The 21,520-nt window shown below is 73.3% G+C and carries 26 protein-coding genes; 16 read left to right on the top strand and 10 right to left on the bottom strand.

What is annotated here, in order from left to right:
* Nucleotides 1-157: 157 nt before the first annotated feature.
* Both ACZ5CZ_RS20365 and ACZ5CZ_RS20360 read left to right on the top strand, forming a co-directional pair.
* Nucleotides 158-736 carry a Clp protease N-terminal domain-containing protein gene (locus ACZ5CZ_RS20365; protein ID WP_468944591.1) on the top strand — a complete coding sequence of 193 codons (579 nt, stop codon included), beginning with the start codon at nucleotides 158-160 and terminating at the stop codon, nucleotides 734-736.
* 84 nt (nucleotides 737-820) lie between these two features.
* Entirely contained in the window at nucleotides 821-1,825 is a 1,005-nt protein-coding gene (locus ACZ5CZ_RS20360; protein ID WP_468944658.1) for an EamA family transporter, read from the top strand.
* A gap of 97 nt (nucleotides 1,826-1,922) precedes the next feature.
* On the opposite strand, the gene ACZ5CZ_RS20355 is transcribed toward ACZ5CZ_RS20360, so the two are convergent.
* Nucleotides 1,923-2,603 carry a pyridoxamine 5'-phosphate oxidase family protein gene (locus ACZ5CZ_RS20355; RefSeq protein ID WP_385844143.1) on the bottom strand — a complete coding sequence of 227 codons (681 nt, stop codon included), beginning with the start codon at nucleotides 2,601-2,603 and terminating at the stop codon, nucleotides 1,923-1,925.
* Between the two features lie 47 nt (nucleotides 2,604-2,650).
* On the opposite strand from ACZ5CZ_RS20355, the gene ACZ5CZ_RS20350 reads away from it, so the two are divergent.
* A complete protein-coding gene (locus ACZ5CZ_RS20350) occupies nucleotides 2,651-3,982 on the top strand; it encodes an aminotransferase class I/II-fold pyridoxal phosphate-dependent enzyme (RefSeq protein ID WP_468944588.1) in 1,332 nt (443 codons plus the stop codon).
* Between the two features lie 29 nt (nucleotides 3,983-4,011).
* On the opposite strand, the gene ACZ5CZ_RS20345 is transcribed toward ACZ5CZ_RS20350, so the two are convergent.
* On the bottom strand, nucleotides 4,012-5,022 hold the full coding sequence (locus ACZ5CZ_RS20345; RefSeq protein WP_468944586.1) for a DMT family transporter: 1,011 nt from the start codon (nucleotides 5,020-5,022) through the stop codon (nucleotides 4,012-4,014).
* A gap of 38 nt (nucleotides 5,023-5,060) precedes the next feature.
* On the opposite strand from ACZ5CZ_RS20345, the gene ACZ5CZ_RS20340 reads away from it, so the two are divergent.
* On the top strand, nucleotides 5,061-5,969 hold the full coding sequence (locus tag ACZ5CZ_RS20340) for a LysR family transcriptional regulator (RefSeq protein ID WP_385844146.1): 909 nt from the start codon (nucleotides 5,061-5,063) through the stop codon (nucleotides 5,967-5,969).
* Between the two features lie 5 nt (nucleotides 5,970-5,974).
* Here the strand turns inward: ACZ5CZ_RS20340 and ACZ5CZ_RS20335 are convergent, their stop codons facing one another.
* The gene (locus ACZ5CZ_RS20335) at nucleotides 5,975-6,445 is read right to left on the bottom strand and encodes a pyridoxamine 5'-phosphate oxidase family protein (protein ID WP_385844147.1); all 471 of its coding nucleotides are present in this window, start codon (nucleotides 6,443-6,445) and stop codon (nucleotides 5,975-5,977) included.
* Between the two features lie 90 nt (nucleotides 6,446-6,535).
* Between ACZ5CZ_RS20335 and ACZ5CZ_RS20330 the strand changes: the two genes are divergently transcribed.
* Entirely contained in the window at nucleotides 6,536-7,177 is a 642-nt protein-coding gene (locus tag ACZ5CZ_RS20330) for a cysteine hydrolase family protein (protein WP_385844148.1), read from the top strand.
* Here ACZ5CZ_RS20330 and ACZ5CZ_RS20325 read toward each other — a convergent pair.
* Nucleotides 7,164-7,592: a Rieske (2Fe-2S) protein gene (locus ACZ5CZ_RS20325; protein ID WP_385844149.1), complete on the bottom strand. Its 429-nt coding sequence runs from the start codon at nucleotides 7,590-7,592 to the stop codon at nucleotides 7,164-7,166. The genes ACZ5CZ_RS20330 and ACZ5CZ_RS20325 overlap by 14 nt on opposite strands.
* 164 nt (nucleotides 7,593-7,756) lie before the next feature.
* Between ACZ5CZ_RS20325 and ACZ5CZ_RS20320 the strand changes: the two genes are divergently transcribed.
* The 7 genes from ACZ5CZ_RS20320 (at nucleotide 7,757) to ACZ5CZ_RS20290 (ending at nucleotide 13,844) form a co-directional block, all read left to right on the top strand.
* Complete coding sequence (locus ACZ5CZ_RS20320) at nucleotides 7,757-8,521, top strand: HipA family kinase (RefSeq protein WP_468944581.1); 765 nt, start codon at nucleotides 7,757-7,759, stop codon at nucleotides 8,519-8,521.
* Entirely contained in the window at nucleotides 8,518-8,967 is a 450-nt protein-coding gene (locus tag ACZ5CZ_RS20315) for a DUF3037 domain-containing protein (protein ID WP_385844151.1), read from the top strand. Before ACZ5CZ_RS20320 ends, ACZ5CZ_RS20315 begins: the two co-directional genes overlap by 4 nt.
* A gap of 150 nt (nucleotides 8,968-9,117) precedes the next feature.
* Nucleotides 9,118-9,879, top strand: coding sequence for a 3-oxoacyl-ACP reductase FabG (gene fabG, locus ACZ5CZ_RS20310; RefSeq protein ID WP_385844152.1), 762 nt, complete (start codon nucleotides 9,118-9,120; stop codon nucleotides 9,877-9,879).
* A 12-nt stretch (nucleotides 9,880-9,891) separates the two neighbouring features.
* A complete protein-coding gene (locus ACZ5CZ_RS20305; protein WP_385844153.1) occupies nucleotides 9,892-10,650 on the top strand; it encodes an SDR family oxidoreductase in 759 nt (252 codons plus the stop codon).
* 188 nt (nucleotides 10,651-10,838) lie between these two features.
* On the top strand, nucleotides 10,839-12,416 hold the full coding sequence (locus ACZ5CZ_RS20300) for an ABC transporter substrate-binding protein (RefSeq protein WP_468944576.1): 1,578 nt from the start codon (nucleotides 10,839-10,841) through the stop codon (nucleotides 12,414-12,416).
* Between the two features lie 91 nt (nucleotides 12,417-12,507).
* Nucleotides 12,508-13,191 (top strand): uracil-DNA glycosylase, encoded by a 684-nt coding sequence (locus ACZ5CZ_RS20295; protein ID WP_385844155.1) that lies wholly within the window; start codon nucleotides 12,508-12,510, stop codon nucleotides 13,189-13,191.
* 152 nt (nucleotides 13,192-13,343) lie between these two features.
* Entirely contained in the window at nucleotides 13,344-13,844 is a 501-nt protein-coding gene (locus tag ACZ5CZ_RS20290; RefSeq protein WP_385844156.1) for a hypothetical protein, read from the top strand.
* A gap of 31 nt (nucleotides 13,845-13,875) precedes the next feature.
* Here ACZ5CZ_RS20290 and ACZ5CZ_RS20285 read toward each other — a convergent pair whose 3' ends face one another.
* From ACZ5CZ_RS20285 to ACZ5CZ_RS20275, 3 genes are all read right to left on the bottom strand, one after another.
* Entirely contained in the window at nucleotides 13,876-14,379 is a 504-nt protein-coding gene (locus tag ACZ5CZ_RS20285; protein WP_385844157.1) for a hypothetical protein, read from the bottom strand.
* 114 nt (nucleotides 14,380-14,493) lie between these two features.
* Nucleotides 14,494-15,006: a DinB family protein gene (locus tag ACZ5CZ_RS20280; RefSeq protein ID WP_468944572.1), complete on the bottom strand. Its 513-nt coding sequence runs from the start codon at nucleotides 15,004-15,006 to the stop codon at nucleotides 14,494-14,496.
* A gap of 57 nt (nucleotides 15,007-15,063) precedes the next feature.
* Nucleotides 15,064-15,654, bottom strand: a complete 591-nt coding sequence (locus ACZ5CZ_RS20275) for a TetR/AcrR family transcriptional regulator (protein ID WP_385844159.1) — start codon at nucleotides 15,652-15,654, stop codon at nucleotides 15,064-15,066.
* An 84-nt stretch (nucleotides 15,655-15,738) separates the two neighbouring features.
* Here ACZ5CZ_RS20275 and ACZ5CZ_RS20270 point away from each other — a divergent pair, with 84 nt between their 5' ends.
* Together ACZ5CZ_RS20270 and ACZ5CZ_RS20265 are read left to right on the top strand one after the other, a co-directional pair.
* On the top strand, nucleotides 15,739-16,932 hold the full coding sequence (locus ACZ5CZ_RS20270; RefSeq protein ID WP_468944570.1) for an FAD-dependent monooxygenase: 1,194 nt from the start codon (nucleotides 15,739-15,741) through the stop codon (nucleotides 16,930-16,932).
* Nucleotides 16,929-17,840 carry a Gfo/Idh/MocA family protein gene (locus ACZ5CZ_RS20265; protein WP_385844161.1) on the top strand — a complete coding sequence of 304 codons (912 nt, stop codon included), beginning with the start codon at nucleotides 16,929-16,931 and terminating at the stop codon, nucleotides 17,838-17,840. Before ACZ5CZ_RS20270 ends, ACZ5CZ_RS20265 begins: the two co-directional genes overlap by 4 nt.
* Here ACZ5CZ_RS20265 and lnt read toward each other — a convergent pair.
* Complete coding sequence (gene lnt, locus ACZ5CZ_RS20260) at nucleotides 17,758-19,350, bottom strand: apolipoprotein N-acyltransferase (RefSeq protein WP_385844162.1); 1,593 nt, start codon at nucleotides 19,348-19,350, stop codon at nucleotides 17,758-17,760. The genes ACZ5CZ_RS20265 and lnt overlap by 83 nt on opposite strands.
* 134 nt (nucleotides 19,351-19,484) lie before the next feature.
* Between lnt and ACZ5CZ_RS20255 the strand changes: the two genes are divergently transcribed.
* Nucleotides 19,485-19,898 carry a GNAT family N-acetyltransferase gene (locus tag ACZ5CZ_RS20255; protein ID WP_385844163.1) on the top strand — a complete coding sequence of 138 codons (414 nt, stop codon included), beginning with the start codon at nucleotides 19,485-19,487 and terminating at the stop codon, nucleotides 19,896-19,898.
* Between the two features lie 7 nt (nucleotides 19,899-19,905).
* Here the strand turns inward: ACZ5CZ_RS20255 and ACZ5CZ_RS20250 are convergent, their stop codons facing one another.
* Nucleotides 19,906-20,388: a nuclear transport factor 2 family protein gene (locus tag ACZ5CZ_RS20250; RefSeq protein ID WP_385844164.1), complete on the bottom strand. Its 483-nt coding sequence runs from the start codon at nucleotides 20,386-20,388 to the stop codon at nucleotides 19,906-19,908.
* Between the two features lie 95 nt (nucleotides 20,389-20,483).
* Between ACZ5CZ_RS20250 and ACZ5CZ_RS20245 the strand changes: the two genes are divergently transcribed.
* Nucleotides 20,484-21,113: a DUF4291 domain-containing protein gene (locus ACZ5CZ_RS20245; protein WP_468944566.1), complete on the top strand. Its 630-nt coding sequence runs from the start codon at nucleotides 20,484-20,486 to the stop codon at nucleotides 21,111-21,113.
* A gap of 36 nt (nucleotides 21,114-21,149) precedes the next feature.
* Here ACZ5CZ_RS20245 and ACZ5CZ_RS20240 read toward each other — a convergent pair whose 3' ends face one another.
* The gene (locus ACZ5CZ_RS20240) at nucleotides 21,150-21,329 is read right to left on the bottom strand and encodes a hypothetical protein (protein WP_468944564.1); all 180 of its coding nucleotides are present in this window, start codon (nucleotides 21,327-21,329) and stop codon (nucleotides 21,150-21,152) included.
* Nucleotides 21,330-21,520 lie beyond the last annotated feature (191 nt).

Below are 21,520 nucleotides of genomic sequence, written 5' to 3'. Positions count from 1 at the left end.
GGCGCGTGCCAGGCCGGCGCGCGCCCCCGTGGACCGGATCGGCCTGATCTCCTCCCCAAGGAGGAGATCCCGACCGGCGATGTCCACTCTGCGTGGGACGCGAAAATGGTTCCGCTCGGGGATGACCCGGCCCGTGGGGACTGATGGGGTAGGCGATGTGCACTCCCGTATAGTCGGCCCGACCGCCCCTGACGAGGCGAGCCCGTGCCCGGACGACGCCGCAGGGCTCGGCGCGGCCTGTGCCGCGATCGTCGCCGCTGCCCGCCGCCGGGCCGTGCGGGACGGGGACCGGCAGATCGACACCGCCCATCTGCTCCACTCCCTGCTGGAGCACGACCCCGAGGTGCGTGCCGCGGTCGGCGGACCGGCGCAACTTGCCCGGCTGTTCGGCTATCTCGTGCAGCGCAGTATCGGATACGGGCTGCGCTGGCAGGGGAGTGTGGAGGACTCCGGGGCGATAGCCGTCGTGGCCCGGCCTGAAGGCTCCGCCGGCTCCGATGGCTCCGGCGGCTGGTCGCCGGTCGCGGCCGCGGCGCTCGCCGAGGCCCGGGCGCGGGCGCACCGGCGCGGTGAGCCCCGCGCCGCCGGCACCGATCTCCTCGCCGCGCTCATCGCGGACCCGGAGTCCCGCGCCGTCCAGGTGCTCGAGCGCGCCGGTATCCCCGCCCGCGAGCTGCGCACCCGCCTCGACCGCGGTGTGGAGGCGGGCGCGGACGACCAGGGCGCCGGCTGCTGACGGGGCACCTGCCGGGCCGGTGTCCGTCCATCTCCTGAGACAGGTGTCATGGGGGATGACGCTCCTGTCGTCCGCTGTCATGATGTGCCGGTGCATACGTCTGAGAGCAGTCAGGGCAGCCGGGGCAAGGGGGCGGGACTCGGTCTCGCGCTGGCCTCGGCGGTGGCGTTCGGCGGGTCGGGAGTGGCCGCCAAGCCGTTGATCGAGGCGGGCCTCGACCCGCTGCACGTGGTGTGGCTGCGGGTCACCGGCGCCGCCCTCGTGATGCTTCCCCTCGCGGTCCGGCACCGCGCCCTGCTGCGCCGGCGCCCCGCGCTGCTCGCCGGGTTCGGGCTGCTGGCCGTCGCCGGTGTCCAGGCCTGCTACTTCGCCGCACTCTCCCGTATCCCGGTCGGGGTGGCGCTGCTCATCGAGTACCTGGCTCCCGCGCTGGTGCTCGGCTGGGTGCGGTTCGTACAGCGGCGGCCGGTCTCGCGGGCCGCCGCGCTCGGTGTGGTCCTCGCGGCCGGCGGGCTCGCCTGTGTGGTCGAGGTGTGGTCGGGGCTGAGCTTCGACGCGCTCGGCCTGCTGCTCGCGCTCGGCGCCGCCTGCTGCCAGGTCGGCTACTTCGTCCTGGCCGACCAGGGCAGCGACGCGGGCGCGGAGGCACCGGACCCGCTCGGCGTCATCGCCTACGGCCTGCTGGTCGGCGCGGCCGTGCTGACGGTCGTCGCCCGGCCCTGGACCATGCCGTGGTCGGTGCTGACCGGCTCCGCCGACCTGAACGGCACCGCCGTACCGGCTCTCGCCCTGCTGGGCTGGATCGTCCTGGTCGCCACCGTCGTCGCGTACGTCACCGGTGTGCTCTCCGTGCGGCGGCTGTCGCCGCAGGTCGCCGGGGTCGTCGCCTGCCTGGAGGCGGTGATCGCGACGGTGCTGGCCTGGGTACTGCTCGGCGAACACCTGTCGGCTCCCCAGGTCGCCGGTGGCGCGGTCGTGCTGGTCGGCGCCTTCATCGCCCAGTCCTCGACACCGGCCAAGGGGGCCGCGGAACCGGTGGCGGCGGGCGGCGCGGAAAGGGAGCTGTCCGCGCGGGGCACGGCGGCCTGAGGGGCCGGGGGAGGGGGCGGCGCATCCAGGGCAGCCCCCCTCCGCCGCCGAGGCGTCGGAGGGGGCTGCCCTGGACGGAGCGGGCTGGGCGTTCGGGCTAGTGCGCGGAGAGGTAGTCCGGCAGGGGCACTTCCGGGGCCAGGTCGGGGTTGGGGATCGGGGTGTCGTAACCCTTGCGGAGGGGGACCACGCCGGACCAGTGCGGGAGGTCCAGGTCCTCGGGCTCGTCGTTGGCGGGGCCGGTGCGGATCTTCGCCGAGACCTGCTCCAGGTCCAGGCGGATCACGGCGGTGGCGGCCAGTTCCTTCTTGTTCGCGGGCCGCGAGTCGGCGGCCCGGCCCGGGACGACATGGTCGACCAGCGCGTCCAGCGCCAGTCGCCGCTCCTCGGGGTCGGTGACCTCGTGCGCGACGCCGTGCACCACGACCGAGCGGTAGTTGATCGAGTGGTGGAAGGCGGACCGGGCCAGCACCAGGCCGTCGACATGGGTGACCGTCAGGCACACCGGCAGACCCGGATCGGCCTGGCCGGCCATCCGCAGCGGGCGCGAACCCGTGGAGCCGTGCACATAGAGCCGGTCGCCGACCCGGCCGTACAGGGTCGGCAGCACCACCGGGGCGCCGTCGCGGACGAAGCCGAGGTGGCAGACGTAACCCTCGTCGAGTATCGCGTGCACCACGTCCTTGTCGTACGACGCGCGGTCCGCCGAGCGCGTGGGCACTGTGCGGTCGGTGGCGGGGTAGGAGGCGGACTGCGGTTCCTCGGTCGTGCCCGGCATGGCGGTCCTCCGTGAAAAAGTTATTGCACTAGTGCATAATTGGCTTTGTGCTAGGAGAATATCCGATCGAAGGGCGCGGCGCAGCCGAGATCGCGTCGAGCGTCGAGCGCGCGGTGGGCTCGGGCGAGCTGAAGCCGGGCCAACCCCTGCCTCCCATGCGGGAGTTGGCGGCCCGGCTCGGGGTGAATCCCAATACGGTGGCGGCCGCCTACCGCACCCTGCGCGAGCGCGGGGTGATCGAGACCGCCGGCCGCCGGGGCAGCCGGGTGCGGGCGAAACCGGCCACCACCGGGCGCAGGGAGCTGCGCGTCCAGGTGCCGCCGGGCGGCCGCGACCTCGCCGCCGGCAACCCCGACCCGGCCCTGATGCCCCGCCTCGGCCCGGCCTTCGCCGCGGCGGCGGAGGCCGCGGACCGCGATCCGGTCCTCTACGGGGCCGAGCCCGTCGACCCGGACCTCGTCCGCCTCGCCCGCGCCGAACTCGACGCGGACGGCGTCCCGGAGGGGCCGGTCATGGTGGCCTCCGGTTCCCTCGACGCCGTCGAGCGGGTGCTCGTCGCCCACCTCCGGCCGGGCGACGCCGTCGCCGTCGAGGACCCCGGCTGGGGCAGCGTCATCGACCTGGTGCCCGCGCTGGGGCTGCGCGCGCTCCCGGTCGGCGTGGACGACGACGGACCGCGCGCCGAGGATCTGCGCCGCGCGCTGGAGTCCGGGGCCCGCGCCGTGATCGTCACCGACCGCGCCCAGAACCCGACCGGCGCCGCGGTGTCGGCCACGCGCGCGCGTGCCCTGCGCGCGGTGCTGCGGGAGCATCCGCAGACCCTGCTGATCGAGGACGACCACGGCAACGGCATCGTCGACCTGCCGCTGCACCCCCTCGCGGGTGTCACCCGGCACTGGGCCTTCGTCCGCTCCGTGGCCAAGGCCTACGGCCCCGATCTGCGCCTCGCCGTCCTCGCCGGGGACCCGGTCACGCTGGACCGGGTGCGCGGCCGCCAGCGCCTCGGGCCTGGCTGGGTGAGCCTGCTGCTCCAGCGGGCGGTGGTGCGGCTGTGGAGCGAGGGCGCCGTGGACCGGGCGGCGGTGGCGGCGGCGTACCGGAACCGCAGGCAGCTCCTGATCGACGCGCTCGCCGGCCACGGCCTGACCGCCCACGGCCGCAGCGGTCTGCACGTCTGGGTCCCGGTCCCCGACGAGACGGTCGCGGTGGCCCGGCTGCTCCAGGCCGGCTGGGCGGTCGCACCGGGCGCCCGCTTCCGGCTGAACAGCCCCCCGGGCGTCCGGATCACCGTCTCGACCCTGACCGCCGAGGACATCGAGCCGCTGGCCGAGGCGGTGGCGGCGGCGGTACGGCCGTCTCCGGAGCGCGTCTACGGGTGACCGGAGCACTGCCGGAGGACGGCGCCGGCTCAGCCGGCCTTGCGGCGCACCTGGGTCAGTGCCGCTCCCGCCAGGACGATCACGGCGCCGACCGGGGTCGTCCAGCGCAGCGACTCGCCGAGGATCGCTACGCCCGCGGCGGTGGCGATGACCGGGATGAAGTACGTGACCATCTGTGCCGTGGTCGGCCCGACCTCCGCGACCAGGCCGTACTGGATCAGGACGGCCAGCCCGGTGCCCAGCGCCCCCAGCGCGGCGATCGCCAGCAGCGGGACGAGCCGGACATGGGCGGGGAGGTCGGTGAACAGCGGGGTGACCAGGGTCAGCTGGACCGTCGCCAGCAGCAGCTGGCCGCCGGTCATGGACAGATGCGAGTTCCCGGTGCCGGCGAGGGTGCGCCGGACGTAGATCCAGCCGACGGGGTAGCTCAGCGAGGCCAGCAGTGCCATCGCCGTACCCGTGGCGTCCAGCCCGTGGAAGCCCTGCCAGGCTCCGAGGACCGTCAGCACCCCGAGGAAGCCGAGGCCGAGCCCGGCGACGCGGACCCGGGTGGGCCGGTCCTCGGACAGGGCGACCAGGGACAGCGCCATGCCCCACAGCGGGGAGGTCGCGTTGCAGATGCCGGCCAGCGTGGACGGGATCGTCAGCTCCGCGTAGGCGAAGAGCGAGAACGGCAGGGCGTTCAGGAAGAACGCGGCGACCGCCATGTGGCCCCACAGGCGCGCTCCGCGCGGCAGCCGCTCCCGCTTGACGGCCATCGTCGCCGCCAGGACCGCCGTACCGAACACGAGCCGCCCCAGGGTGACCTGGAAGGGCGCGTAGCCCTCCGTGCCCACCTTGATCAGCAGAAAGCTGAAGCCCCAGATCAGCGACAGGGCGCCGAAGCGGAGCCGCCAGTCCAGGCGGGCGCGCGGGCCGGCCGGGGCGGAGGCGGGGGTGCGGGTGGGGGGCTTGGGGGACTGCGGTCGCGGCGCGGGGGCCGTCCTCGGGGCGGGGGTGCTCATGCCCTCCACGATGCCCTGGGCGATCTCGTAGCACAATCGAGATTTTCCCTCAGGTACCTCTTAGAATCCCTTACATGTTGAATCTGGAGCGCCTGCGCACCCTGGACGCCCTCGCCCGGCACGGCTCGGTCAGCGCGGCCGCCGAAGCGCTGCACGTCACCACCTCCGCCGTCTCCCAGCAGCTGGGCAAGCTGGAGCGGGAGGTCGGTCAGCAGCTCCTCGCCAAGAACGGCCGGGGGGTACGGCTCACCGACGCCGGCCGGCTGCTGGCGGAGCACACGGCACGCATCCTCTCCCAGGTAGAGCTGGCCGAGTCCGACCTCGAGGCGCACCGCGGCCAGGTCGTCGGCGAGCTGCGGCTGTCCGCGTTCCCGACCGCCGCCCGCGGCCTCTTCCCGGCCGCCCTGGGCGCGCTGCGCAGCGCGCACCCGGGGCTGCGGGTGCGCTCCAGCGAGCTGGAGCCGGAGCGCGGCATCGCGGCGGTCGTCCGCGGCGACCTCGACCTCGCCGTGGTCCTCGACTGGTACAACAAGCCGATGCCGGTGCCGGACGGCCTGGTCAAGGCGCCCCTGCTGGACGACCCGGCCGATGTCGCGATGCCCGCCGGGCACCGGTTCGCGGACCGGGCCGAGGTGGACCTCACCGACTTCGCCGAGGACGAGTGGATCACCTGGGGCGAGGGCGAGTTCTGCCACGAGTGGCTGATGTTCACGCTCCGCTCCAAGGGCGTCGAGCCGATCGTCGGCCACCGTGCCGGGGAGACCCACACCCAACTCGGGCTGGTGGCCGCCGGGCTGGGCGTGTGCATCGCACCGCTGCTGGGCCGCCACCCGGTGCCCGAGGGGGTCGTCCTGGTGCCGGTGCGGCCCCGCGTGCGCCGCCATGTCTACGTGATCTGGCGGGCGGACGCGGACCGCCGGCCCTCGATCCGCGCGGCCGTGGACGCCCTCCAGTCAGCCGCCCGCCAGGTGAGCCGGCCCTAGCCCCCCTAGCGCGTCCCCAGCTTGCGGAAGTCCCAGGAGACGATCTTCTCCGGGGTCAGCCGGGCCCAGGCGTGCCGGCCGTCGTGCGGCATCTCCTCCAGGCCGAAGTTCTTGCGGGCGAACAGGGTCTCCGGGGTGTCGAGTTCGGCGCACAGCTCACCCGTGCGCGGCACCTCGCCCACGAACTCGACCCGCCCGGACAGCTCGGCCCCGCGCAGCTCGTCGTACTCCTCGCCGGAGTCGATCACGACGGCCACGCGCGGATCGCGCCGCAGCTGTGCCCAGCGCCTGCTGCGGACCACCGAGTACAGCCACAGCGAGGTGCCGTCCCAGGCGAACCACAGGGCGCTCACATGCGGGGTGCCGTCGGCCGAGACGGTCGCGACCCGGCAGGTGCGCTGTGTGGTGAGGAACGCGTCCAGCTCGCCGGGCGTCATCATGATCCTCCGGCCCCTGCGCTGCTGACTGACGCTCATGCGGCCCCCTCTTCTGTCCCCTGTAACCGGCCAACTATCGTGTCAGAGCGATCCTCTGACATTCCGTCAGAAAATCAAGGGGGGTCCCTCATGCCGTCGTACGACCGGCTCGCCGAGCTGCTCGATCCCGTGCACACCGTCCTGCTGACCGTGGAGTGCCAGCGCGGGGTCGTCGGACCGGACAGCGCACTGCCCGAACTCGCCCGAGCGGCCCGCGCCTCCGGCGCCCTGCGCAATGTCGCCCGGCTGGTCGCCGCCGCCCACGCGAGCGGTGTGCAGGTGATCCACGCCATCGCCGAGCGCCGCCCGGACGGCCGCGGCGCCAGCCGCAACGCCCGCCTGTTCCGGGCCGCCGAACGCCTCCCGGTGCAGCAGCTCAGCGGCAGCACGGCGGTGCGCGTGGCGCCCCCGATCGAGGTCGGCGACGAGGATCTCGTCGTACGGCGGCTGCACGGCCTGTCCCCGCTGCACGGCACCGACGTCGACCCGCTGCTGCGCAATCTCGGCTGCCGCACGCTGGTCGTCACCGGTGTCTCGGCGAACGTGGCCGTGCCCAACGCGGTGTTCGACGCCGTCAACCTCGGCTACACGGTCGTCGTCCCGGCCGACGCCATCGCCGGGGTGCCCGCCGACTACACCCCCCAGCTGGTCCGGCACACCCTCGCGCTGGTCGCCACGGTCACGACCACCGACGAGGTCCTCGGCCATCTGGCACGGGTCAGGCCAGCGTGATGTCCTCGCCGGAGACGGTGATCTTCGCCGCGGGCAGCGGCCGGGTCGCCGGACCCTGCTTCACACTGCCGTCCTCGGCGGAGAAGTGGCTGTTGTGGCACGGGCACACGATCACCCCGTTCGCCACGCTGCTCACCGCGCAGCCCTGATGGGTGCACTTCGACGAGAACGCCTTGTACTGGCCGGCGGTCGGCTGCGTGACCACCACCCCCTGGTCCTTGAAGACCTTGCCGCCGCCCTCCGGGATGTCGGAGGTCTTGGCCAGTGCGGTGCCGGAGCCGGTGGTCACGCTCTTCGAGGAGTCGTCGCCCGAGCCGCAGGCCGTCAGCGCGGCGGCGAGCCCCGCCGCTCCGGCCGCCGCCACGACGGTACGGCGGGCCGGTCCGGCGGGGGAGTTGAGCGATGCGCTGGTCATGTGGGGGTTCCCTTCCGCGGTGCGGTTCGTGGTCCGCCGAGGGGTACGGCCCCCGGGCGCCACCTGTTCAGACGGGGAACCCCGATCCTCGCCGCCCGGGCATGCGCAGGCAGCGGTGCGCGAGCTGTCGGCCGGTCCCGGCCGCGCCCCAGTAACCTGGGGCGATGCTCAAGGAAGTCACCGCGACCCGCTACATCACGCCGCTGCGTGAGGGGGGATCGCTGCCGGGACTCGTCGAGGCCGACGACTTCGGGACCTATGTCATCAAGTTCACCGGCGCCGGACAGGGCCGCAAGACGCTCGTGGCCGAGGTGGTGTGCGGCGAGCTGGCCCGGCGGCTCGGGTTCCGGATGCCCCGGCTGGTCACCCTGCGCCTGGACCCGGTCCTCGGCCTCGGCGAGCCCGAACAGCAGGTGCAGGACCTGCTGCGCGGCAGCGGTGGCGCCAACCTCGGCATGGACTTCCTCTCCGGCGCCCTCGGCTACGACCCGCTCGCCTTCCCGGTGCGCCCCGAGGAGGCCGGCCGGATCGTCTGGTTCGACGCGCTCGTCAACAACGTCGACCGCTCCTGGCGCAACCCCAACCTCCTGGTGCACCGCGGCGAACTGTGGCTCATCGACCACGGCGCCACCATGATCTGGCACCACAACTGGCCCTCCGCCGGGGCCTCCGCCGCCCGCCCCTACGACGCCTCGGACCACGCCCTCGCCCGCTTCGCCCCGGACGTCACCGCCGCCGCGGCCGAGCTGGCGCCCCTGGTCACCGAGGACCTGCTCGCCGAGGTCACCGCCGAGATCCCCGACGCCTGGCTGGCCGACGAGCCGGGCTTCGACACCCCGGACGAGCTGCGGCGGGCCTATGCGCGCCCGCTGCTGGCCCGGGCGGCCGTCATCGCCGAGCGCATCACCGGTATCGAGGAGGGCAAGTGAGCGAGCGGCACATCCACGTGGCCGGCCATGTCACCGAGCGGCACATCACCCGGGCGGGCCAGGGCGGCGACCGGGACGTGTTCGAGTACGCGCTGCTGCGGGTCGTGCCGCGGATCGAGCGCGGCGAGTACATCAACGCCGGCGTGATCCTCTACTGCCGGGCGCGGGGCTACGTCGGAGCCCGCACCCATCTGGACGAGGCCCGGCTGCGGGCCCTGGACCCGGCGGCGGACGCGGACGGGATCCGGGCCGCCCTCGGTGCCGTGGAGAGGATCTGCGCGGGCGGCGAGGAGGCCGGGCAGGCGGCCCGGGACGACGCCGGCCGGCGCTTCCGCTGGCTGATCGCGCCCCGCTCCACCGTCGTCCAGCCGGGTCCGGTGCACACCGGACTCACCACCGACCCGGCGGCCGAGGCCGAGCGCTTGCTGGACCTCCTGGTGAGGTAATGGATCACACCGGCCGGGCGCCCCGTTGACACCGGGTGCCAGGCCTTCTAGCGTCACGGGTGCTGAAGGTACTAAGCGGTCGCTCACCGCGCACGAGGGGTCCCTGCCGAGGGGCCCGACAGGTTCTCTCAAGGGCGAGGAGAAGCAGTAATGTCCACCACTGAACAGCGGGTCGCGGTCGTCACCGGAGCGGCGCGCGGCATCGGGGCCGCCACCGCCGTACGGCTGGCCGCCGAGGGTCGCGCGGTCGCCGTGATCGACCTGGACGAGGCCGCCTGCAAGGACACCGTCGAGAAGATCACCGCCGCCGGCGGCACGGCGATCGCGGTCGGCGCCGACGTGTCCGACGAGGCGCAGGTCGAGGCGGCCGTCGCCCGCATCACCGCGGAGCTGGGCGCGCCGACCATCCTGGTCAACAACGCCGGCGTGCTCCGCGACAACCTGCTGTTCAAGATGAGCGTCTCCGACTGGGACACCGTCCTGAACGTGCACCTGCGCGGCTCCTTCCTGATGACCAAGGCCGTGCAGAAGCACATGGTCGACGCGGGCTTCGGCCGGATCGTCAACCTGTCCTCCTCCTCGGCGCTCGGCAACCGCGGCCAGGCCAACTACTCCGCCGCCAAGGCCGGTCTCCAGGGCTTCACCAAGACCCTCGCCATCGAGCTGGGCAAGTTCGGCATCACCGCCAACGCCGTGGCCCCCGGCTTCATCGCCACGGAGATGACCAAGGCCACCGCCGACCGGGTGGGCATGGGCTTCGACGACTTCAAGAAGGCCGCCGCCACCCAGATCCCGGTGCAGCGCGTCGGCGAGCCCGAGGACATCGCCAACGCCATCGCCTTCTTCACCGGCGAGGCGGCCGGCTTCGTCTCCGGCCAGGTGCTGTACGTCGCCGGCGGCCCGCTCAACTAAGGAACACGCACCATGACTTCCGTGGAACTCTCCGGCAAGGTCGCCCTCATCACGGGCGCCAGCCGCGGCATCGGGTACGGCATCGCCGAGGCCCTGGTCGCGCGCGGTGACCGGGTCTGCATCACCGGCCGCACCGAGGACAGCCTGAAGGAGGCCGTCGACCGGCTCGGCGCCGACCGGGTCATCGCCGTCGTGGGCAAGGCCCATGACCCGGACCACCAGACCGAGGCCGTCGAACGCACCATGGAGGCCTTCGGCCGCCTGGACTTCCTGGTCAACAACGCGGGCACCAACCCGGTCTTCGGGCCGCTCGCGGACCTCGACCTGAACGTCGCGCGCAAGGTCTTCGACACCAACGTGATCTCCGCGCTCGGCTTCGCCCAGAAGGCCTGGCACGCCTGGCAGAAGGAGAACGGCGGCGCGATCGTCAACATCGCCTCGGTCGCGGGCCTCGCGCCCTCGCCGTTCATCGGCGCCTACGGCGTCAGCAAGGCGGCGATGATCAACCTGACCCAGCAGTTGGCGCACGAGTTCGCGCCGAAGGTCCGGGTCAACGCGATCGCCCCGGCCGTGGTCAAGACCAAGTTCGCCCAGGCGCTGTGGGAGAACCGCGAGGACGAGGCGGCCGCCGCCTACCCGCTCGGCCGGCTCGGCCTGCCCTCCGACATCGGTGGCGCCGCGGCCTTCCTCACCTCCGGTCAGTCCGACTGGATCACCGGTCAGACGCTCGTCCTGGACGGCGGCATCTTCCTCAACGCCGGCGTCAGCTGATCGTCCGTTCCGGGCGCCGAACTTCCGACGGATCGGCGCCCGGAACGCCGTACACGATCCACCCAGTGGGATGACAACGTCGTCACAGCGCAATCGATCAAGAGCCGGGATTCCAGGGGTGGTTCGACTAGCCGGACGCTGCGGTATGGTCTGCCGACCCTTGGTACGGCAGATCGAGGAGCGTGCGCGTGTTCAACCGGAACCGATTCCTGCGGCGAGTCGCGGCGATCGCGTCCATATCCCTGCTGACCGGATGCGGTCTGTTCTCCGACGGAGACCCGGCCGGCAAGGGGCCCATCGTGGTCGGCACCACCAGTGCGCCGAGCACCCTGGACCCGGCCGGCGCCTGGGACGGTTCCTGGGAGCTGTACCGCAACATCTACCAGACGCTCCTCGCCTACCCGAACGGCGCGACCACCCCGCAGCCCGACGCCGCCGAGAGCTGCTCCTTCACCGACTCCGGCAGCCGCACCTACCGCTGCACCCTGCGCGCGAACCTGAAGTTCGCCGACGGCGACCCGCTCACCGCCCGGGCCGTCGCCTACTCCATCAACCGCATCCGCACCATCAACGCCCCCGGCGGCCCCGCGGGCCTGCTCGACAGCCTGGACCGGGTGGAGACGAGCGGCGACCGGACCATCGTCTTCCATCTCAACCAGTCCGACGCCACCTTCCCGTTCGTGCTGGCCACCCCCGCCATGTCGATCGTCGACCCCGACGACTACCCGGCCCGCTCGCTGCGCACGGACGGCAAGGTCTTCGGCTCCGGGCCCTACCAGCTCCAGTCGTACGAGGAGGACAAGGAGGCCGTCCTCGTCGGCAACGGCAACTACCACGGCTTCGCCCAGCCGCAGAACGACGCGGTGACCATCCGCTACTTCCAGGACTCGTCCAGCATGGTCAAGGCCCTGCGGGCGAAGCAGATCGACGTCACCTACCGCGGTCTCGCCGCCGACGACATCCTCGCCCTCCAGCAGCACGCCACCACCGACCTCCAGCTCGTCGACGGCGCCGGCACCGACATCAGCTACCTGGTCTTCAACCCCAAGGACCCCTGGGCCAAGCAGCCCGCCGTGCGCAGGGCCGTCGCCCAGGTCATCGACCGGGGCGCCATCGCCCACAAGGTCTACAAGGACACCGTCGACCCGCTGTACTCCATGATCCCCAAGGGCCTGACCGGGCACACCACCGGCTTCTTCGACGACTACGGCGACCCCAGCGCCGACAAGGCCCGCGCCCTGCTGACCGCCGCCGGCATCCACCAGCCGGTCCCGCTCACCCTCTGGTACACCACCGACCGCTACGGCTCCGAGACGGGCCAGATGTTCCAGGAGCTCAAGCGGCAGCTGGAGGCCTCCGGGCTGTTCACCATCACCCTCAAGAGCCGCCCCTGGAAGAGCTACGTGGTCGGCTACCAGAAGGGCGAGTACCCGGTGTTCGGGCGCGGCTGGTTCCCGGACTTCCCCGACGCGGACAACTTCATCGCCCCCTTCGTCGGCGAGCACAACGCGCTCGGCACGCCGTACCCGGCCAAGGAGATCACCGGCAAGCTGCTGCCCCACTCGCGCGCGCAGAGCGACCGCGCGCAGACCGTCAAGGACGTGGAACAGGCCCAGCAGATCCTGGTGAACGACGCCCGGCTGATCCCGCTGTGGCAGGGCCGGCAGTACGTGGCCGCGAGCGACGACATCTCCGGCGGCGAGCAGGCCCTCGACCCGTCGACGATCATGATGATGTGGATGCTGCACCGCAAGACCAGCTGGTGAGCCCGGTGCCCGACCCTTGTCGTGCCGGTTGTCAGTGGTCGCCTGTAGGTTCTGAGGCGAGCAAGTGACCGCACATCGTGAGGACGTTGACGTGACCGACACCGCCATGCTGCCCGAGTCCTGGCGCGGGGTTCTGAGCGACGAGCTGCAACAGCCCTACTTCAAGGAGCTGACCGAGTTCGTCGAGGAGGAGCGGGCGAAGGGTCCTGTCTACCCGCCGCGCGAGGAGGTCTTCGCCGCGCTGGACGCCACGCCGTACGACCAGGTCAAGGTGCTGATCCTCGGCCAGGACCCGTACCACGGCCCGGGCCAGGGGCACGGCCTGTGCTTCTCGGTGCGCCCCGGGGTGAAGACCCCGCCCTCGCTGCGGAACATCTACAAGGAGATGCAGGAGGAGCTGGGCCTGCCGGTCCCGGACAACGGCTACCTGATGCCGTGGGCCCGTCAGGGCGTGCTCCTGCTCAACGCGGTGCTCACCGTGCGCGAGGGCGAGGCGAACTCGCACAAGGGCAAGGGCTGGGAGAAGTTCACCGACGCGGTGATCCGCGCGGTGGCCGACCGCAGCGACCCGGCGGTGTTCGTGCTCTGGGGCAACTACGCCCAGAAGAAGCTCCCGCTGATCGACCAGGAGCGGCATGCGGTGGTGAAGGGCGCCCACCCCTCCCCGCTCTCCGCGAAGAAGTTCTTCGGCTCCCGCCCCTTCACCCAGATCAACGAGGCGATCGCCCGCCAGGGCCACACCCCGATCGACTGGACCATCCCGAACCTGGGCTGAGCGCCCCGAAGGGGCGCGGGGAACTGCGCGACCAGCCCCCACCGTGCCGCGGTCAACCACTGCCCCGGACACGACGGCGCCGCCTGCCCCGCAAAACCGGCGGCGCCATCTAGCGTCGAAGACAGACACCTGACGACGGCCCGGAGGACGCGGTGGTGGAGCGACAGGACCAGGCGGCGCCGGACGCCCTGCTGACGCGGATCGGCCAGGTCGTGATGCTGCACCACGGCGGCGACCGGGAGGAGGCCCGCAGCCGCTTCCTCGACCTGTGGGCGGAGGTCGGCGAGCACGGCGCCCCGCTGCACCGCTGCACCCTCGCCCACTACCTCGCCGACACCCAGGACGATCCGGCGGACGAACTCGCCTGGGACCTGCGGGCCTTGTCCGCGGCGGAGGAGCTGGCCGACGGGCGCGGCGGCGATCCGCTGACCGTCCGGGGCTTCTTTCCCTCCCTGCATCTCAACCTGGCCGCGGACTACGCCAAGCTGGGCCGCCCCGAGGCCGCCCGCAGCCACCTCCGCCGGGCCCGCAGTGCGGCGGGCACGCTCACGGACGACGGGTACGGGGCCGGGGTGCGGGCGGCGATCAGGCGCCTGGCCGTGCGGCTGGGGGAGGACGGCGACGGCAGCTGCGGGCCGCCGCGCCAGCGGTAGCCGGCGGGGCGCTGCCGATCGGCGGCGCCGGTCAGCGGCCGTAGGTCTCCTCGCAGATCACCGCCTCCGGGCTGTCCTTGCGCCAGCCGCCGTACTGCCTGCCCAGCGCGCAGACGTCCGGGGTCTTCGGGATCGTCCGGGGCAGGCCCGGAACGCGGGTGTGGGTGCGCCGGTGGTGGTGATGCGGGTGGTGCGGCCGAGCGCGCGGGCGCGGCGGTGCCGCCGGAGCGGCCGGAGCCGCCGGGATGTGCGGGTGGTGGACGGCCGGGGGTGCGGCGGCGGGCCGGTGCGGAGTCGCCGGCCCGGAGTGCTTCGGATGCGGGGGGTACGGCCCGACCATCTCCAGCGCCTCACGGGCCGGTGCCTGCACCACCCGGGGCTCCCCGCTGCCGTCCGGCCGGGGCACCGGCGGCAGCGCGGTCGCCGATGCGGGCGGGGGCCCGGGAGGTGCCGGGCGCGGAACCGTCATACAGCCCGTGAGGGCCGATACGGCCATGGTGACCAGGAGCGCTGCGGTGGTGGTCGTTCGATGCACCGCGCAAGAATGCTGGGTCGGCCCGTCGTTTCGCACCGGGGAGCGAAGGTTCGGACCCCCGCACGGGTGATTGCGTGCCCCGGACGAGGGGTTTCGGATGCTCGGGGCTGACGTTCAGTCGCCGGTGACGCCGTCGATGCGCTCGCGGAGCAGATCGGCGTGGCCGTTGTGCCGGGCGTACTCCTCGATCATGTGCGTGTAGATCCAGCGCAGGTTGAACGACTCGTTCGTGCGCCGGTGCCGGCCCTTGGAGAGGTCGTCCAGAGCGAAGCCGGCCGCGTGCCGCCGGGCCGCCTCGATCTCGGCCTGCCAGGTGGCGTGGGCCTCCGCCCAGGTGTCCGACTCGGTGACCCGGAAGTCGCCGTCGGGGCCCTCTTCGGTGAAGTAGATCGGCCCGGCCTGCTCGCCCGCCAGGATCCTGCGGAACCAGGCCCGCTCGACCTCCGCCATGTGCCGCACCAGCCCCATCAGGGACAGCATGGACGGCTCCGCGGACGCGGTCCGGAGCTGGGCGTCGGTCAGGCCCTCGCACTTGTGGGCCAGGGTCTGGCGATGGTATTCGAGCCAGCCCTCCAGCATGGTGCGTTCGTCGGCGGTGGTCGCGGGTTCACGGCGTTCCATGGTCATGACGGCATCCTCACCCGGTGCGGACCGGGGAAACCATCGGTTTTTCGGCTCCGGGGCTCAGCGGCCCAGCATGCCGGTGAGCAGCTCGCGCAGGCCGGTGCGGATCTCGGCCAGGCCCGGGGTCCGTGCGCCGAAGGAGCCCGCCGCGCAGGAGAACATCAGCCCGTCCGCCCAGGCGACCAGCGACAGCACATGCCGGTCCGGGTCGGGGGAGCCGGCGGCGGTGAGCAGTGCGGCCAGTTGCTCCTTGAAGACGGCGCCGGTCGCGTCGTAGAAGGCGCGGAGTTCGGGGCGGCGGGTGGCCTCCAGGGCCAGTTCGTAGCGGGCGATGAGCAGCTCGCGGTTGCGGGTCAGGGAGCGGTGCAGCGCGAGGGCCAGCCCCTCGGCCAGCGCGTCGGGTCCGTCCCCGGGGTCCGGGGTCTCGTCCAGGGCCAGTACCCGCGCCTCCCGCTCGGCGTGCCGCCGTACCGCGAGTTCCAGCAGGGCCTGCCGGGTGCGCGCCACGTTCGACGTCGAGCCCGGCGGCAGCCCGGCCGTCTCGTCCACCGCCCGGTGGGTCAGCCCGCGCATCCCGCGTTCGGCGAGCAGGGCGAGGGCGGCGTCGGCGACGAGTTCGGCGCGGGAGGCGTTCGGGCTGCTTGCGGGCATGGGGTGACCCTATCCGAGTCACTACTTCTGTAGTACGGTCGACGCATCGGTTAACTACATCTGTAGTGATTGGGTGGAGGGGTCATGGCGAAGCGGTCGGCGTGTGCGGTGGTCATCGGGGGCGGGATCGGCGGCCTGACCGCCGCCGCGGCCCTGCACCGGCGCGGCTGGGAGGTGACCGTGCTGGAGCGGGCCCGCTCGCTGGAGCCCGTCGGCGCGGCCATCTCGCTGGCCCCGAACGCCCTCGCCGCCCTGGACGTCCTCGGCGTCGGCGAGGAGATCCGGGACCTGGCCGCCTGGCAGGGCGACGGCGGCCTGCGCACGCCGAGCGGCCGCTGGCTGTCCCGGTCCAGTGCCCGGGCCGCCGCCGACCGCTTCGGCGGACCTCTGGTCCTGCTGCCCCGCGCCACCCTGGTCGACCGGCTCGCCGCCCTGCTCCCGCCCGGCGCCGTCCGGACCGCCTCCGCCGCGACCCTCACCGACCCCGGCGACCGCGACCGGCCCGCCCGGGTCACCACCGGCGGCACCGAACGGGAAGCGGACCTCGTCGTCGCCGCGGACGGCATCAACTCCCGGGTGCGCGCCGCACTGTTCCCCCTGCACCCCGGGCCGGTCCACGCCGGGTTCACCACCTGGCGGCTGCTGCTGCCCCTGCCCGGCGCGCGGTTCGCCTCCCACGAGACCTGGGGCCGCGGCCGGATCTGGGGCACCCACCCGCTCAAGGACGGCCGGGTCTACGCGTACGCGGCCGCCCTGGCCCCGGCCGGCGAGCGGGCCGCCGACGGCGAGAAGGCCGAACTGCTGCGCCGTTTCGGCGACTGGCACGAGCCGATCCCCGCCGTCCTCGCCGCCGCCCGTCCCGAGGACGTCCTCCGGCACGACGTGCACCACATCGCCACGCCCCTGCCCGCCTACCACCTGGGCCGCACCGCCCTCCTCGGCGACGCCGCCCACGCCATGCCGCCCACCCTCGGCCAGGGCGGCAACCAGGCCATCGAGGACGCGGTGGTGCTCGCCCACCACGCGCCCGACCTCGTCGCCTACACCGCGGACCGGCTGCCGCGGACCACCGGGATCGCCCGCCGGGCCGTCAAGGTGGCCCGCGTGAACCTGGCCCGCGGCCGGGCGGCCGTCGCCGTACGCGACACCGCGGTCGCCGCGCTGTCGAAGGCCGGACCCGCGCTGTTCCTGCGCGGCTTCGACGGCATCGCCGACTGGCGGCCCCCGTATGCTTCCGAGCAGGCACACGCCGGACAGCGGCAGGGGAGACACAGGTGAAGATCGGCTGCATCGGACTCGGGGACATCGCCCAGAAGGCGTATCTGCCGGTGCTCGGCACCCAGCCGGGAACCGAACTCCACCTCCAGACCCGTACCCCCGCGACCCTCCACCGGGTCGCCGACGCCCTGCACCTGCCGCGGGAGCAGCGCCACGCGGACCTGGACTCGCTGCTCGCCGCCGGCCTCGACGCCGCCTTCGTGCACGCGCCCACCGCCGTCCACCCCGAGATCGTCACCCGGCTGCTGGAGGCGGGCGTCCCGACCTACGTCGACAAGCCGCTGGCCTACGAACTCGCCGACTCCGAACGGCTGGTGGACCTCGCCGAGCGGCGCGGCGTCTCCCTCTGCGTCGGCTTCAACCGGCGCCACGCCCCCGGATACACGCAGTGCCTGGACCACCCGCGCGAGCTGATCCTCATGCAGAAGAACCGGATCGGACTGCCCGAGGAGCCGCGCTCGCTGATCCTGGACGACTTCATCCATGTCGTCGACACCCTGCGCTTCCTGGTGCCGGGCCCCGTCGACGACATCACGGTCCGCGCCCGCGTCCGGGACGGTCTGCTGCACCACGTCGTGCTCCAGCTCGGCGGGGACGGCTTCACCGCGCTCGGCGTGATGAACCGGCTCAGCGGCTCCACCGAGGAGATCCTGGAGGTCTCCGGCCAGGACACCAAGCGCCAGGTGCTCAACCTCGCCGAGGTCGTCGACCACAAGGGCCAGCCGACCGTGCGCCGGCGCGGCGACTGGGTGCCGGTCGCCCGGCAGCGCGGCATCGAGCAGGCGGTCCTCGCCTTCCTCGACGCCGTGCGGGCCGGCAAGGTGCTCAGCGCCCGGGACGCGCTGGCGACCCATGAGCTGTGCGAGCGGGTGGTACGAGCGGTTCAGGAGCGTTCCGGCGCAGCCTGAGCGCCCGTGTCCCCTCCGCCGCGCACACCACCACCAGCACCAGCAGCGCGCCGTGCACCGGCCAGTCGCCGTAGCGGACGTACGGCGTGACACCGTGCGCGAGCGGTACGTCGTACACCCGGGCGGTGCTCGCACCGGTGCCGAGCCACGGTCCGAGCCGCTGCCCGCCCGGCCCGTACACGGCGGAGACCCCGGTGAGGGTCGCGTGCACCATCGGCCGGCCGGTCTCCGCGGCGCGCAGCGCGGCAAGTGAGGCGTGCTGCGCCGGTGCCCAGCTGTCCTGGAAGGTGGAGGTGGCGGACTGGCCGAGGAGGACGTCCGCACCGTCCCCCGCGAGATGCCGGCTCATGTCGGGGAAGGCGGTCTCGAAGCAGACCAACGGGCCGATCCGCAGCCCGTGCCCGGCCTCCATGACCACCTGCGCGGTGCCGCGCCGGCGGTCCTCGCCGGCCGCCTTGCCCACGGAGGTGGCCCAGCCGAACAGCGAACGCGCCGGTATGTACTCCCCGAACGGCACCAGCCGCATCTTGTCGTACCGCGCGCCGGTCGGGCCGTCCGGGCCGATCAGCACCGAACTCTTGTAGATGCCGGGCCGGTCGGAGCGGCGGGCGTCCACGTTCACCAGCACGTCCGCACCGGTGCGCCGGGACAGCGCGGTGATCCGCCGGGCCAGGTCGGGCCGGTCCGCCAGATCGAAGCCGACACTGGACTCGCCCCACACCACCAGGTCCACGCCCCGCCCGGCGAGCCGCCGGGTCAGCTGCTCCTCGCGGTCGAACCGCCGCTCGGCGCTGTCCCGCCCGCCCACGACACCCGGCTGTACGACGGCGATCCGCGCCCGCCCGTCGATCCGGGGACGCGGCGCCCACGCCCAGGCCGCGGAGGTCGCGGCCGCCACGGCGACCAGCGAGGCTGCGGCGACCAGCGAGGCCACGGCGGGCAGCCGCGCGGCGCGCACGGCCAGCAGCACCGCGACCGCCACGTTCACGGCCACCACCAGGAAGCTGAGCAGCCACACCCCGCCGACCGAGGCCAGCCGCAGCGCCGGGCCCACCTGCCACTGGCTGGCGCCCAGCAGCCCCCACGGCCCGCCCAGCCCCTGCCAGGACCGCACCAGCTCCGCCAGCAGCCAGCCCGAGGGCAGCACCAGCAGCGCGGCCGCGCACCGGCCCGGCGAGGGCAGCCCGCCGAGGTACCGGCGCACCAGCCAGCCCCAGGGCGCCCAGAGCGCGCCCAGCAGCGCGCCGATCAGGAAGATGAAGACGTGCAGGCTCGGCAGCAGCCAGTGGTGCAGGGCGACCATGAAGCCGAAGCCGCCGCACCAGCCGTCGTACGCCGCCCGCCGCCCCGTGGGCGCCGAGCGGGCCAGCAGGATCCAGGGGACCAGGGCGACATAGGCGAACCACCACAGCGCCGGAGCAGGGAACGCGAGCACGGGCAGCGCGCCCGCGAGCGCGGCGGCGCAGGAGCGCCGCCAGGGGGAGGTCAGCCAGTGGTCGATCATCCTCATACGGACTCTCCCTACCCAGGCAGGTTCCCAGTGTGCGCGCCCGCGCCGATCTCCGACAGATGGGCCGGTGGGACAGCCCGGGACCTGCGGGAACCCCCGTCGGCGCGGACCGGCCGCGCTCTACGATGCGGGCCATGACGATCATGTACGAATGGCGCGGCGCCTTCGACAACGCCGCCGTCGACGCCCTGCACGCCGAGGCGTTCGGGCATCCTTCGACCCCCGTCGACTGGCACACGCGCCTGCACCGGCACAGCCTCGGCTGGGTCTGCGCCCGGGCGGAGGGCCGACTGGTCGGCTTCGTCAACGTTGCCTGGGACGGCGGCGCCCACGCCTTTCTGCTCGACACGATGGTCGCCGCCGACCTGCGCCGTAGCGGTGTCGGCAGCGGCCTGGTGGCCACCGCGGCACGCTCCGCCCGCGCGGCGGACTGCGCCTGGCTGCACGCCGACTACGAGGCCCACCTGCGCCCCTTCTATCTGGAGGGCTGCGGCTTCCGGCCGACGGAGGCGGGGCTGCTCGACCTTTCGGCGACGGCGGCCGGGTAGCCGAGGCTCAGCCGGGCAGTGGCGCGGCGCCGCGGTCCGGCAGCCTGCGCCACTTCTCCTGCACGACCACCTCACGCAGCCGCCATCCCTCGGCCGTGCGCAGCAGCGCGAACGCGTACCGGCCGCCGCACACCAGGTCGGGGGCGCCGGACCGATCGGCGTCCGTGAACCGCATCGGGTTCACATAGTCGGCCCGGACCCGGGCCGTGTCCCCGGTGTCCTGCTCCAGGACCTCGAACCGGATCCGGCGATTGACGATGAGATGCTGCCGTACGGCGAACAGCCCCAGGCTCTCGGCAAGCCATCCGGCGACCCGCCCCGCGTCGCCCTCGACGCCGCCGGCCGAACGGTAGTCGGCGCGCCCGTCCGCCGTGAACAGCCCCCGATACGCCGCCCAGTCACCGTCGTCCACCGCCGCCGCGTACTCGGTGATCAGCTCGTCCACGGCCATCCGGTCCCGCACGGTCGCGAGTTCCACACGCTGCGTCATCGGCCAAGTGTTGGGCACGCGCGGCGCGGAGCCAAGAGGCGTGCGCGCCCGATATTCGGTGGTACGGAGCGGCACCGAGCGCCGAACCTGTCCCTGTGAACGATCAGAACGACACGAACGACCAAGCCCTCGCCCCCGAACCGACGTTCCGCATCCGGGCCCGGCACACCGAGTCCACGGTCACCGTCTACCAGGCCTACCGCCCGGAGATCGGCGGGCCGGCGGCCCGCACCGGTCGCTTCCCGGCCTCCTGGAAGCGGGACCGCATGACCTGGATCAAGCCGTCCTTCCTGTGGATGATGTACCGCTGCGGCTGGGGCACCAAGGAGGGCCAGGAGACGGTCCTGGCCGTCGAGATCGACCGCGGGGGCTTCGAGTGGGCGCTGCGCCACGCCTGCCTGTCGCATCACGTCGCGGAGTTGCACGGTGAGAAGGCCGACTGGCAGCGGCAGTTGCGGCAGTCCCCGGCGCGGGTCCAGTGGGACCCCGAGCGCGATCTGCACCACAACCCGCTGCCGTACCGCTCCTTGCAGCTCGGCCTCGCCGGCGCCGCGGCGGCCCGGTACGCCGACGAGTGGATCGTCGGCATCGAGGACGTGACCCCGCTGGCCACGGAGATCCACGCGCTGGTGCGGGCCGGTGAAGAGGCGGCGGCGGCACGGCTGTTGCCCGAGGAGCGGCCGTACCCGATCGCCGAGGAGGCGCTCGCGCATCTGCGGGCGTGACCGCGCGGCCCGGCCGGCCGGAGTCGTCGGCTCATCTCAGGCCGCCTCGATGATCCCGTCGCGGACCGCCCTCGCCCACTCGATCACCAACAACTCGTACTCCGTGCGCTCCTGGGCCGATAGGGTGCCGCCCGCACGCAGCCATAACGCCCGGATCTGCTCGTTCACTTCGGCGGCAGACCGCACGGAACCAAGGGGCATGAAATCGGGGGACATGCGGGCCAGCCTAGGGGCAAGAACTGACACTGCGCTACCGCTCGGCTACGCAGACCGTATGGGCTTGGTCACCGCCGACGGAGGGCCACGCGCCGGGTCGAACCAGCCCAGGGCGCATATGCCCGACGCGATCGCCCGCTGGGTCCGGCACAGGCGGAGGCCGGCCGCGCCGGGCGACCGGCCCGTATGCC

The sequence above is a fragment of the Streptomyces sp. NPDC031418 genome (assembly GCF_055581605.1).
Note: the sequence above shows the minus strand (reverse complement) of the source record. Positions and strands in the feature narration are given on the sequence as shown.

Bases quoted from the DNA above. Each gene is read 5' to 3' on its own strand.
- ACZ5CZ_RS20305 (WP_385844153.1), top strand. From the start codon at position 9,892: ATGACTTCCGTGGAACTCTCCGGCAAGGTCGCCCTCATCACGGGCGCC.
- ACZ5CZ_RS20325 (WP_385844149.1), bottom strand. From the start codon at position 7,592: ATGACCAGCGCATCGCTCAACTCCCCCGCCGGACCGGCCCGCCGTACC.
- ACZ5CZ_RS20355 (WP_385844143.1), bottom strand. From the start codon at position 2,603: ATGCCGGGCACGACCGAGGAACCGCAGTCCGCCTCCTACCCCGCCACC.
- ACZ5CZ_RS20255 (WP_385844163.1), top strand. From the start codon at position 19,485: ATGACGATCATGTACGAATGGCGCGGCGCCTTCGACAACGCCGCCGTC.
- lnt (WP_385844162.1), bottom strand. From the start codon at position 19,350: ATGAGGATGATCGACCACTGGCTGACCTCCCCCTGGCGGCGCTCCTGC.
- ACZ5CZ_RS20280 (WP_468944572.1), bottom strand. From the start codon at position 15,006: ATGACCATGGAACGCCGTGAACCCGCGACCACCGCCGACGAACGCACC.
- ACZ5CZ_RS20320 (WP_468944581.1), top strand. From the start codon at position 7,757: ATGCTCAAGGAAGTCACCGCGACCCGCTACATCACGCCGCTGCGTGAG.
- ACZ5CZ_RS20240 (WP_468944564.1), bottom strand. From the start codon at position 21,329: ATGTCCCCCGATTTCATGCCCCTTGGTTCCGTGCGGTCTGCCGCCGAA.
- ACZ5CZ_RS20335 (WP_385844147.1), bottom strand. From the start codon at position 6,445: ATGAGCGTCAGTCAGCAGCGCAGGGGCCGGAGGATCATGATGACGCCC.
- ACZ5CZ_RS20340 (WP_385844146.1), top strand. From the start codon at position 5,061: ATGTTGAATCTGGAGCGCCTGCGCACCCTGGACGCCCTCGCCCGGCAC.
- ACZ5CZ_RS20330 (WP_385844148.1), top strand. From the start codon at position 6,536: ATGCCGTCGTACGACCGGCTCGCCGAGCTGCTCGATCCCGTGCACACC.
- fabG (WP_385844152.1), top strand. From the start codon at position 9,118: ATGTCCACCACTGAACAGCGGGTCGCGGTCGTCACCGGAGCGGCGCGC.
- ACZ5CZ_RS20250 (WP_385844164.1), bottom strand. From the start codon at position 20,388: ATGACGCAGCGTGTGGAACTCGCGACCGTGCGGGACCGGATGGCCGTG.
- ACZ5CZ_RS20270 (WP_468944570.1), top strand. From the start codon at position 15,739: ATGGCGAAGCGGTCGGCGTGTGCGGTGGTCATCGGGGGCGGGATCGGC.
- ACZ5CZ_RS20275 (WP_385844159.1), bottom strand. From the start codon at position 15,654: ATGCCCGCAAGCAGCCCGAACGCCTCCCGCGCCGAACTCGTCGCCGAC.